Here is an 11376-nt window from a genome sequence, read left to right as displayed (position 1 = left end):
TCCGATACAGTGGGGGTACAGGACCATCCCTGCGCGCCCACGCTGCGCGCTCGACTCTCAGGAGCCCCTCGCATGCGCACCAGCGCCGTTTCATGGATCATCGCGGCATCGCTGCTCGTCGGCTGCGCCGGTTCGACGCGCGAGTCCCAGACCGCTGACCGTCCCCAGCCCCAGGCCGCCCCGGCGCAGCCCGCCGCGCTGCGCGAGGTGCAGCTCGCTCACCCGGCGAAGACCATCGCCGATTTCGAGCAGGCGGCGCGCGCCCGGCGCGTGCGGATCGAGATCCCCCGGTTCGAGACCACGCCGGGCGATGTCGTCGCCGCCGTCGACTCGTCGATCAACGCGGCCGAGTCCGCCATCGCGCAGTTCGTCGCGCAGGACCCCGACCGGACGACCTTCCAGACCACGGTGGCGCGCCTCGACGACATCGTGTACCCCGTGACGAATGTCACGAGCCGGCTGTACCTCATCAAGGAGTCGAGTCTCGACCCGGCGGTGCGCGCCGCCGCCACCGAGCAGGTCGCCCGCCTGCAGGAGTGGTTCGTCGGGCTGCAGTACCGCGAAGAGGTCTTCGGCGTGATCAAGGCGTTCAGCGATCGCTACGAGGCGGGGCGCGGCACGCGTCTGCGCGGCGAAGACCTCAAGCTCTACCAGGACACGATGCGCGACTTCCGGCGCGCCGGCCTGCACCTGGACCCGGCGACGCGCGCTCGCGTCGAGGACCTGCGCAAGCAGCTCGCGCGAGTGAGCACCGAGTTCGACACCAACATCACCAACGCCGATGTCAGCATCGCGTTCACGAAGGCCGAGCTCGAGGGCGTCCCGGAGCAGATGCTCGCCGGCTTCGCGCGCCAGGGCGACTCCTACACGCTTCGCCCGACCGTCATCACGAACTTCCTCGCGGTGATGAACAACGCGACGCGTGAGGAGACCCGTCGCAAGATGAAAATCGCGAGATTCTCCGTCGCGCAGGAGGAGAACACGCCGATCCTGAACGAGATGGTGCGCCTGCGCCAGGAGATCGCCGGCATACTCGGTTACTCCAGCTGGGCGGACTTCCAGATCGAGCCCCGGATGGCCAGGACCGGCGCGAGGGCGCTCGCGTTCTGCGAGGACGCGAAGCGCGGCCTTGATCCGAAGTTCATCGACGAGATCGCGCAGATGCGCGCGATGAAGATCAACGACACCGGCGACTCCAGCGCGACCATCCAGATCTGGGACTGGCGCTACTACGAGAACCAGCTCAAGAAAGCGAAGTACCAGGTCGACGCCGAGGCCCTGCGGGCCTATTTCCCGCTCGACCGCTCGCTCGCCGGGATGTTCAACGTCTTCGAGTCGATCTTCGACCTGCGCATCGAGCAGATCGAGAACCCCCAGCCGATGGCCGAGGGCGTGACGCTCTACGCGGTCTCCGACGCGCGCACCAGCGAGCCGCTCGGGCTGTTCTACCTCGACCTGTTCCCGCGCGAGGGCAAGTACAACCACTTCGCGCAGTTCGGCATCATCGACGGCAAGCTGCTCGCCGACGGGACCTACCAGCGCCCCGCCGTCGCGCTCGTCTGCAACTTCAACCCTCCGTCGGGGGATCGCCCCTCGCTCCTGAGCCACCAGGAGGTCGAGACGCTCTTCCACGAGTTCGGCCACGCGCTGCACACGATCCTCACGCGCGCCAAGTACGTCGCGTTCTCGGGCACCAGCGTCCCGCGCGACTTCGTCGAGGCGCCATCCCAGATGCTCGAGAACTGGGTGTGGGACATGGACGTGCTCAACTCCTTCGCCGCGGATTACCGCGATCCGTCGAAGAAGATCCCGGCCGAACTCCTCGAGCGCATGGAGGCGGCCAAGCTCGCGACCATCGGGACGTTCTACCGGCGCCAGCTCGCCTTCGCGATCGGCGACCTGCGCCTGCACACCGGCTCGGGCACCCCCGACGCGCAGCGCGTCGTCAACGGCGCGATGTCGGATGTCTTCCTGCCCGTCCCCGAGGGCACGCACTTCGCCGCCTACTGGGGCCACCTGTCCGGCTACGACGCCGGGTACTACGGCTACGCGTGGGCCGACGCGATCGCCGCCGACATGGCGACGCGGTTCTTCGGCGCGCCCGACGGCCTGATGGACAAGCGGGTGGGCATGGCGCTCCGCAACGAGATCTACGCCGTGGGCGGCTCGCGCGACGCCGAGGAATCGATCCGCGCGTTCCTCGGTCGTGAGCGATCGAACCAGGCGTTCTATGAGAGTCTCGGCATCACGCCGGGCAAGTGATCACCCGCCGACCGCGCGACCAACGGGCCTGATGTAGGCCACACGCTCCGAAAACTGCTCGAAGCCCGCCGCGCGGTACAGCCGCTTGGCGGGCTCGTTCCGTTGGTCGACGGCGCAGGTGATCACGCGCTCGGGGCGGCGCTCCAGCGCCCGGAGCCCCTCGTCGAGCAGGTCCTTCGCGAGCCCGCGCCCCCGGAGCGAGGGCGCGATGCCCAGATACACCAGCTCGATATGCGTGTGCTGCGGGCTCGGCGAGAAAAGCATCGCGCCCGACGGCTCTCCCCGGTCGCGCACCAGCCACCACAGCGACGGGTGAAACTCCCCGGCTGCCTTGTGGCTCTCCAGCACATCGGATGTGTCGCGCAGGCCGCAGAGCTCCGGGCAGTCGAGCGTGTCGGCGTAACTGCGTTCGAGGGCGGCGATGAAGTCCTGATCGAGTCCCGGGCGCCACTGCTCGAGCGTGACCCCCTCGGGGAGAAAGTCTCGCGACCGTTTGCTCGTAGGCGGCGCGGTGCGGCGCGAGCGCGGCGCGCGACGCCTGAGATACCCGAGCGTCGCGAGACGCCGGAACCCGGCGCGCTCGAACGCGATCGCCTGGGGGATGTCGTCCGAGTCGAGCAGTGCCTGCGCAAGCCCGCGCGTCGCGATCGCGCCGCACGCCGCGTCGAGCGCGACAGCGAGACCGTGGGCCTCCTCGGAGGTCCTGACATGCGAGGTGAAGCACATGTGCGTCCTGCCCGAGCCGGGCGTCGCGAGCGCCGCGTGCCGCACGGAGCCATGGGCGTCCAGCACGCCCCACAGGTTCGACAGGTCGAGCCCGTGCTCGCGAGCGGCGTCGAGGAACCGCCTGCCCCCGAGGCGTCGGTCCGGCTCGACCTCGGCGACGAGCGCCCCGGCGGCGTCGAGCAGCAGGTCCTGCCCGATCCGGACCGCTTCGAGCGCCTGCGCGTCGGCGTCGACCGAGAGGAGGGGCCGGAGCTTGTCGGGCGGGTTGGGCTGGGCCGTCGTCACGAACGCGTCACTCCGGGCGCTGCGGGCTGGAACCGGTCGCGCGGGGATTCCGAACCGGGGGGCTCCAGCGAACCGCGTTCTGGCGTACCGTGACGGGTCTTGCCCGATGCGCCGTTGACGGGTCCGGCTCGTTCAATAGACTAGCCGCCCACTCGAAAGGGAGTCGCCCCCTGTGAAGTCCAGCGTGAAGCACCGCCTTGTCCGTCCGATCCGGGCCCTTGCCCTCTGCGTCGCCGCGTCGACGGCGATCCTCGTGGCGACGCCCGCGTCGTCGGTCGCGGCGCCCGAGCCCAGCCCGGTCCCGCTGCGCTGGCAGCTCGACCTGACCCCAGGCCCCCTGCGCGTCGCGATGGTCGAGGTGCAGGGCCAGGGCATGCGCGCCTTCTTCTACATGCCCTACAAGGTCGTGAACAACACCGGGCAGGACCTGTACTTCGCCCCGATCCTCGAACTCTCGACCGACGAGGGCGACCTGCTCCGGGCCGGGCGCGAGGTGCCCACCGAGGTCGTCCGCTCCATCATGGACCGGCTCAGCAACCCCTTCCTGGTCGAGCCCGTCAAGGCGATCGGCACCCTCCAGCAGGGCCAGGAGTTCGCGCTCGAAAGCGTCGCGATCTGGCCGGCCCCCAACCTCTCGGTGGACCGGGTGACCGTCTACGCCGCCGGGTTCAGCGGCGAGACCCGCCGGGTGACCAAGCCCTTCGTCGAGCCCGCCGCCCAGGAAGAGCCCGACGAGAACGGCGAGGTCGACCCCCTGCGAAACCCCAACGAGGTCCTCCTGCGCAAGACCCTCATGCTCGTCCACGAGACCCCGGGCGAGCTGACCCGGATGGGCAACCAGCCCATCGCCAGGACCGCCCAGCGCTGGATTATGCGCTGAGGGGGGTCTACTGTTCGGCCCTCGCCGCACCGCGGCGGGGCTGTTGTTTCAATGACCGCACCCTCCCGCTGGGGAGTCTCCAGACATGGCACATAAAAAGGGACAGGGCTCGACCAAGAACGGTCGCGACTCCAACCCCCAGTATCTCGGCGTCAAGCTCTACGGCGGTCAGGTCGCGAAGGCCGGATCGATCATCATCCGGCAGCGCGGCACGCCCATCAAGGCCGGCTTCATGGTCAAGCGCGCCAAGGACGACACCCTGTTCGCCCTCTGCGCCGGCTCGGTGATCTTCCAGAACGGCAAGGTCCACATCGACCCGTTCGACACGACGATCCCCAAGCCCTTCTACCTCAAGACCGCCGCCACCGCCTGATACCCCCTCGTCCGTTTCAGACCGCCCACGCCCCGACGGTCGTGGGCGTTTTCGTGCGCACGCCACTCTCACGCTGAGCCACACCAGACATGCTCGCCGACAACGCGGTCATCCACATCCAGGCAGGCAACGGGGGCGACGGATGCGTCTCCTTCCGGCGCGAGAAGTACATCCCCAAGGGCGGGCCCGACGGCGGTGACGGCGGCAAGGGCGGCGATGTCATCGCCATCGGCGACGAGAATGTCCACACCCTCCTCGACTTCCGCGGCAAGCACCACTGGAAGGGACGCAACGGCGAGATGGGGCGCGGCAAGCAGCAGACCGGCGCCGACGGAGAGGAATCCGTCCTGCGCCTGCCCCCCGGCACCATGATCTACAACCATGAGACGGGCGAGCTGATCGCCGACCTCAAGCCGGGCGACCGAGTCGTGATCGCCAAGGGCGGGCAGGGGGGCAAGGGCAACATCAACTTCGCGACCTCGACCCACCAGACGCCGCGCGAGTTCACGCCGGGCGAACCGGGGGAGGGCTTCGATTGCCGGCTGGAACTGAAACTCATCGCCGACATCGGGCTGGTGGGCAAGCCCAACGCGGGCAAGAGCACCTTCCTGACGGCGAGCACGCGTGCGCGCGCGAAGGTGGCGGACTACCCGTTCACGACGCTGTCGCCGCAGTTGGGCATCGCGGAACTCGACGCCGATCGGCGCCTGGTGATCGCGGATATTCCCGGTTTGATCGAGGGCGCGTCGGAGGGCGCCGGGCTGGGGCACGACTTCCTCAAGCACATCGAGCGCACGCGCGTGCTCGTGCATGTGCTGGATGTGATGCCCAGCGACGAGACGACGCCCGAAGACAACTACCGCGCGATCCGCGCCGAGCTGGAGGCGTACTCGCCGATCCTCGCGGAGAAGCCGGAGATCATCGCGCTGAACAAACTCGACCTGCTGCCGGATGAGGAGTCTCGCGAGGAGGCGATCAAGGGCATGCGCGCGTCGCTGCGGCTGGGCGTGGACACGCTGGTCTTCGGCATCTCGGGCGCGACGGGCATGGGCGTGCGCGACCTGATGGAGCAGTGCTGGAAGATCGCGGGCACGGAGCGACTGATGCGCAAGCCGGCGTTCGTGAATGCGCCGAAGGAGTGAGGGGCTTTCTCTCCTGACTTCCCCCTCTCCTGTCGAGCGCAGCGAGATGGGAGAGGGTTGGGGGGAGGGCTACCCAAACTCCGGGCTTCCCTTCCTAATCTCTGCCTTCTCTGCCATCAAGCACGGGTACCCGCCAGCCGCGCGGTACCGACTGGTGCGTGCGCGGCGGTGGATTTACGACCGGGCGGCGTACGAGTACACTGGGCTCGGCTGGCGGATCCGCGCCCGATCGGACGACCCCTGCGGTCTTCACCATCGCACGATTTCGGCGATTCACGACTGCTCGCGGGCTTCCTGGCTTCTCTGTACGGAGACACTGAGTGCCGATGAATCATTCCACGCGTCGCTTCCTCGTGATCTTCTCGGCATTGATATCTTTCGGGCAAGGTCTCTCGACCGGGGCTTTGGGAGAACCAGAGGATCCCGTCAAGTCGGCTGCTCAAGGATGGGTCCATCAGCAGATGAACGCCATCTCTTCTGTCCACAAGCCCAGCGAGGATGATCTTGCCGCGATCGCCATGGCGCGTGCAGAAATGAAATGTTTGACATGGGAACTCGCTCAAACGCTCGTTCAGCCGGAAATCGATGCTCTCGAGCGCATACTCGCTGAGGGCTTCGACCCAAAGGCGTTCGACCCGTTCGCTCACGAGCTGCTCAAGGTTTATCGAGCTAGAGGCGACCTGGAGGCGCGACTCAGATTTATCGTCGCGGAAGATCCAAGAATTGTCGTGATGCGAGAAGACGCCGCCTTGGTCGCTAGCGCCATCCTCGCCGCCGCATCTCTTCATGGGGATCGCGAGACTCAAAGGCCCATCATCTTCGTACAACAGTCAGGCTGTGGTGGGTCACTATCCGCCTTTGCCATGAGCGTTGACCTGACATATCGGCTATCCATCGAGATAATCTTGGACGCTGTAGAGGCCCGCATTGCCTCGAAACCCGAGTTATTGCCACCGGGCGTTGACCGTCAGGCGGCGCTTTCGGCCGTACAGCAGATTCGGGCGAACTATAAACCTTCGTCGACGAACCATCCCGCGGGTGTGTCAGTATGGCCCCGCTTCGGGGATCTCGATGACACAGACCCCGGGAGCACTGATGTTGCTGTCTTGTTCTCTGCGACGGTTGGCGGCTCTCGGTTGTCCCAAGCGCGATGAGTGGTCCGCCATGAAGTCCGTGCTGATCTCGGCGGCGATGCGATGGATGTGCGAGAGCGATTCGGCGAGGGGCGCGGCGTCGCCGCGGTAGAGCCGGATGCGAGAAGAAAAAAGCAGAGGGGTCGGAGCGAAGCCCGAAGGCGGGGTAGCCCTCACCCCAACCCTCTCCCATTCGGCTGCGCCGAACAGGAGAGGGGGCGGGAAAGGGTGGCACTGGCAAGCCCAGTTTGCCTGTGCGATGTGTCCACCTTCCTCAATGGGTGGCACGGCCAAGCGAATGCTTGACCGTGCGGAATGATCGCAGGGTCGAGGCGTGGTAGATGGGGAGCCGGGATCAGGAATGCCCAAAGGCGCCGGAGATTGCCCGGCGGTGCGTGTTCGGGTGGGGGCCAACGGCCGTTCGGCCTGCGAGGACCATGGGCTCGGCTGGTAGATCTCTGCTCGATCGGACGACCCGTTGAACCTGATGGGGCGCCCGCCGAAGGAGGGGCATGTCCTGCAGGGCTAGCATTGCGTGTCGGCCGCTGCTTCGGCCATAGCTGCTTCTGCGGCGATTGAGACACTTCGCATGTTGCGATTCGGCGCTGCGTTTCTGCTCTTGTTCGTGACAAACCTGATCGCGGGGCTTCTTTGGATCCCGCCGATCGACATCGCGGTGGTGATCTTTGTGATCGCCGCGGCGTGTGCGGCGGGCGCCCTGGGCGGAGTCGTTGCGGGAATCGGGAGTGCGCACGAAGACTCCGCGCCATCTGCTGCGAGATGGGCATTCCGCGCGCCGCTTCTCGCGATTCCTCCCCTCGCGATGGCCATCAAGATCTGGGCCTTCCCATCGACGGTTCTCATAGTGGCAATGCAAGTATCCTTATCACTGCTGGCCGTGGCTGGCTTTGGTGTCTGGAGTCTGAGTTGCCGCCGGCCGGCTGTTCGTGTCTTGATGTATGCAATCGTTCTGTCATTCGGCGGCGCGATTTGCGCGATCGTCTTTCGCGGATACCAAGGCGAGATCTTTGTCAGCCCTCTGCATCGGACGGTGCTCAAAGCCGAGTCGAACGACATGCAGCATCGGTGGGAAGCCAGGCACTTTCTGCAGAATCAGCCGGAAGAGGCGTTGGCGCAAGCGTATATCGATGAACCATCGGACGCATGGAGGCGTCGATACATCGCTGCTCTCAAAGCCAATCTTCACGGCGAGGTGTTCTCCAGAGTCATGGCGACTCTGGCGGAGATGGAGAGGGTTTCAGGTTCACGAGAAGGATTCGATACAAAGTAGGGAACTTCGTGAACAGGCCGTGGACGGGCTGTGCCGCCGAGACTAGCTTCGCCTGTAGCATTGTGGATATGGCGTCCAGTTGTGCATTGCTGATCTCGGTGGATGTGCTGGAGTGATTCGATGATCGCACGGGCGCCGCAGCGGTAGAACCTGATGTGAGAAGAGAAAGGCAGAGGGGGAAGAGCGAAGCCCGAAGGCGGGGTAGCCCTCACCCCAACCCTCTCCCATTCGGCTGCGCCGAACAGGAGAGGGAGCATTCAGGAGTACGGAACACTCACACCCTCGCCAGCGCCACGATCCACTCCGCGTTGCCCTTCTTCTTGCCGCGGGTTTCGCCGCCGAGGATGGGGGACTTGGTGAGGCCGACGACGCGGACGCCCAGCGAGGGGAGGTCGGCGACGACGCGGTCCACGATGCGTTTCGCGTCGTCCTCGTCGAGCACGCCGTCTTTGAGGAGCGTGGTCTTCTCGTCGTGGTTCAGTTCGTACTGGGGCTTGATGAGCGAGAGGATGCGCGCGTCGGGCGAGTCGTGGCGCAGCCAGCGCAGGGCGGCGGGGATCGCCTGTTTCTGCGGCGTCCAGCCAAGATCAATCGAGATCAGGTCGATGGGTGTTCCCTGGCTGCCCTCGGGGAGCATCGCGTAGAGCGCGTTGGTGCGCTCCATGACGGTGACGCGCTTGTCGACGCGCAGGCGGTAGTCGAGTTGGCCGTAGGCGGTGTCGACCGCGAAGACGCGGGCGGCGCCGCGTCGGAGGAGCGCGTCGACGAATCCGCCCGTCGAGCAGCCGAAGTCGGCGCAGGTCTTTCCCTCAACGACGATGCCGAACTCGGCGAGCGCGTGGTCGAGTTTGAGCGCGCCGCGGCTGGCCCAGGAAGGGGGCGGTCGCTGGTCGGGCTGGGGCGCGTGGTCGGTCAACGGGACGATGATGGTGGAAAGTGCGCGAGAGTGCAAAAAGCAAACCGCCGCGAGGGGAGGCCTCGCGGCGATTGGTCAGATCAGATCATTCGCCGCCTTTGTGCGGCGTGGTCCTCTCTCGATCGCTTACTTGCTCGGCTTGCCGGGCTTGGAGGGCGCCGGGGTCGAGGGCTTGGCGGGCTGACCGGGCTTGGAAGGACCAGCGCTGACGGGCTTGGTGGACATTGAAAGACGCTGCTCTCGCAACGCCTCCCGGTCGACGGGCAAGTCGCCCGACCTGAGAACACCTCGGGTCACCGGCGCGCTACGGCGTCGGCATGCGGCGGCCGTCCGTCGACGCATGATTGATCGGCGGGTCGACGCGGGTTTCAAGAGGGACATCGTAAAAGTCCGCGAGATGAATGACGCGGCGGCGTCGTTCGTCATCCGTTCGCATCAGGGGCGCGGGACGCCCACCACCGCGACGCCCAGTTCGTCGGCCAGGGCCAGCACGCGCGGCTTGTCGATCAGGATGACATCCCCGACGCCCAGAGCCAGGCAGGTCCCCCCGGCGGCGTGGACATTGCGGATTGTTTCGACGCCCACGGTGGGAACATCGGCGCGCCGGTCGTGGTCGGGGGAGCAACTCTTGAGCATCGTCCATCCGCCGCGACGGCAGAGGAGGCCGGCGCGCTCGATCATCCGGTCGGTGCCCTCGACGGCTTCGACGGCGACGACATCCTTCTCGCTGACGGCGATGCACTGGCCGATGTGCAGGCGCAGGAGTTCCTGCAGGATGGGCCAGCCGAAGCGGATGTCCTCGGACTCGCCGGTGGAGGGCTGTCGTTTGGTCATGACGCCGGGCGTGGCCATGTGCTCGGGGATGTGCGCGGTCGAGTCGATGAGCGAGACCCCTCGTTCGTGCAGCGTGTCGGCGATCGCGCCGAGGATCGCCGGGGAGCGCCGGTCGTGGCGCAGGCGACGATACCACACGAGCAGCGTGGTCGCGTCGGGCATGAAGCGGATCCAGCGGAAGCGGACATGCATCATGGCGGCCTTGTCGACGCGCCCGACCATGACCGCCTCGCGGGCGCCGCTGCGGCGCAGCGTTCGAGCCCACGCGTTGAGGCGGAAGGGGGAGACGGCGCGGAACTCGTCGCAGAGCGCGGGCAGTTCGGGCAGGTACTGGCTGGTGAGCCCGACGCACGCGACGCGGTAGCCGCGGGCGCGCATGCCCTCTGCGACGATCACGGGGAGTCGCCCCTGCCCGGCGATGAGGCCGAGCACGGGCTTCGCGGGCATTCCGGGGGCGGGGGCGGGGCGGGAGGCCGTCATCGGGTCGGCAGTGTACGGCGATTCTCGACTCCTAGAGTCCTCCCGATGAGCGATCAGACGCCCGGGCAGACGGGCCAGACCAAGCCGGAGTGGTACGCGAAGGGCCTGCGCTTCGAGTGCACCCAGTGCGGCAACTGCTGCACGGGCGGGCCCGGATATGTCGCCTTCACCGAGGACGAGGGCAAGGCCATCGCCAAGGTGCTGGGGATCTCGCACGAGCGGTTCCTGAAGGACTACACCAAGCGCGAGGGCGGCGGGCGCTCGCTGAAAGAGAACAAGACGCATCGCGGCTACGACTGCGTGTTTCTCGATTTCGACGAGCAGGGTCTTGCGATCTGCAAGGTGTATCAGGCGAGGCCCTTGCAGTGCCGCACGTTTCCGTGGTGGCCTGAGAACCTGCGGAGCGAGGCGAACTGGAAACGGCTGGCGCGCGGGTGCGAGGGGATCGGGCGGGGGAACTTCGTGCCGATCGAGCACATCCGCGTCGAACGCGACCGACAAGCGGCGGACGCGGGGCTGGATATCGACGGGCCGTACCGGTGATCCCTCCGGAAGAGATCGCGGCGGCGCGCGGGTGGCTCGACGCGGCGCGGAATGAGTTCCTGTGCGCGGAACTCGAGACGATCTATGACGAGGTGCGGCGCGAGACGGCGGCGCAGAAGCCGGTGTGCGTCGCGAGCGGGCGATGCTGCCGCTTCGAGGAGTACGGGCACCGGCTGTATGTGACGGGCTTCGAGGCGGCGTACACGCTGGCGCGTCTGCCCTCGGCGCTGACGCGCGAGGCGCTGGATGACGCGAGAGCGGCGGGGGGTTGCCCGTTTCAGGTCGAGAACCTGTGCAAGGTGCACACGATCAAGCCGCTGGGGTGCCGGACCTATTACTGCGACGAGACGGCGCAGGAGTGGCAAAAGGACCTGACGGAGCGGATGCTCTGGAAGATCCGCGCGCTGCACGACCGGCACGGGCTGGAGTACCGGTACGGGGAGTGGCGGGGGATGATGGGGGTGGTGATGGAGGCAGAGGAAGTGGAGCCAAGCCAAGAGGTTGGGTAGCC

General features: G+C 66.8%; 11 protein-coding genes. 8 read left to right on the top strand and 3 right to left on the bottom strand.

What is annotated here, in order from left to right:
* Window positions 1-72 precede the first annotated feature (72 nt).
* On the top strand, window positions 73-2262 hold the full coding sequence (locus KF684_01835) for a Zn-dependent oligopeptidase (GenBank protein ID MBX3351649.1): 2190 nt from the start codon (window positions 73-75) through the stop codon (window positions 2260-2262).
* Here the strand turns inward: KF684_01835 and KF684_01830 are convergent, their stop codons facing one another.
* Window positions 2263-3273 (bottom strand): GNAT family N-acetyltransferase, encoded by a 1011-nt coding sequence (locus KF684_01830; GenBank protein MBX3351648.1) that lies wholly within the window; start codon window positions 3271-3273, stop codon window positions 2263-2265.
* 172 nt (window positions 3274-3445) lie between these two features.
* On the opposite strand from KF684_01830, the gene KF684_01825 reads away from it, so the two are divergent.
* The 5 genes from KF684_01825 (at window position 3446) to KF684_01805 (ending at window position 8092) form a co-directional block, all read left to right on the top strand.
* Window positions 3446-4153: a hypothetical protein gene (locus KF684_01825; protein ID MBX3351647.1), complete on the top strand. Its 708-nt coding sequence runs from the start codon at window positions 3446-3448 to the stop codon at window positions 4151-4153.
* Window positions 4154-4238: 85 nt separating this feature from the next.
* A complete protein-coding gene (locus KF684_01820; GenBank protein ID MBX3351646.1) occupies window positions 4239-4526 on the top strand; it encodes a 50S ribosomal protein L27 in 288 nt (95 codons plus the stop codon).
* An 89-nt stretch (window positions 4527-4615) separates the two neighbouring features.
* The gene (gene obgE, locus KF684_01815; protein ID MBX3351645.1) at window positions 4616-5668 is read left to right on the top strand and encodes a GTPase ObgE; all 1053 of its coding nucleotides are present in this window, start codon (window positions 4616-4618) and stop codon (window positions 5666-5668) included.
* 326 nt (window positions 5669-5994) lie between these two features.
* Complete coding sequence (locus KF684_01810; protein ID MBX3351644.1) at window positions 5995-6822, top strand: hypothetical protein; 828 nt, start codon at window positions 5995-5997, stop codon at window positions 6820-6822.
* A 568-nt stretch (window positions 6823-7390) separates the two neighbouring features.
* Window positions 7391-8092, top strand: a complete 702-nt coding sequence (locus tag KF684_01805; GenBank protein MBX3351643.1) for a hypothetical protein — start codon at window positions 7391-7393, stop codon at window positions 8090-8092.
* A gap of 274 nt (window positions 8093-8366) precedes the next feature.
* Here the strand turns inward: KF684_01805 and KF684_01800 are convergent, their stop codons facing one another.
* Together KF684_01800 and lpxI are read right to left on the bottom strand one after the other, a co-directional pair.
* Window positions 8367-9008 carry a hypothetical protein gene (locus tag KF684_01800; GenBank protein ID MBX3351642.1) on the bottom strand — a complete coding sequence of 214 codons (642 nt, stop codon included), beginning with the start codon at window positions 9006-9008 and terminating at the stop codon, window positions 8367-8369.
* Between the two features lie 435 nt (window positions 9009-9443).
* The gene (gene lpxI, locus KF684_01795; GenBank protein MBX3351641.1) at window positions 9444-10322 is read right to left on the bottom strand and encodes a UDP-2,3-diacylglucosamine diphosphatase LpxI; all 879 of its coding nucleotides are present in this window, start codon (window positions 10320-10322) and stop codon (window positions 9444-9446) included.
* A gap of 45 nt (window positions 10323-10367) precedes the next feature.
* Here lpxI and KF684_01790 point away from each other — a divergent pair, with 45 nt between their 5' ends.
* Window positions 10368-10865, top strand: coding sequence for a YkgJ family cysteine cluster protein (locus tag KF684_01790; GenBank protein ID MBX3351640.1), 498 nt, complete (start codon window positions 10368-10370; stop codon window positions 10863-10865).
* Complete coding sequence (locus tag KF684_01785; GenBank protein ID MBX3351639.1) at window positions 10862-11374, top strand: YkgJ family cysteine cluster protein; 513 nt, start codon at window positions 10862-10864, stop codon at window positions 11372-11374. The genes KF684_01790 and KF684_01785 overlap by 4 nt, the downstream gene beginning before the upstream one ends.
* The last annotated feature ends 2 nt before the right edge of the window (window positions 11375-11376 follow it).

Source organism: Phycisphaeraceae bacterium (assembly GCA_019636675.1).
Lineage (GTDB): Bacteria > Planctomycetota > Phycisphaerae > Phycisphaerales > UBA1924 > JAHBXC01.
This window is presented reverse-complemented; position numbering and strand designations above follow the sequence as displayed.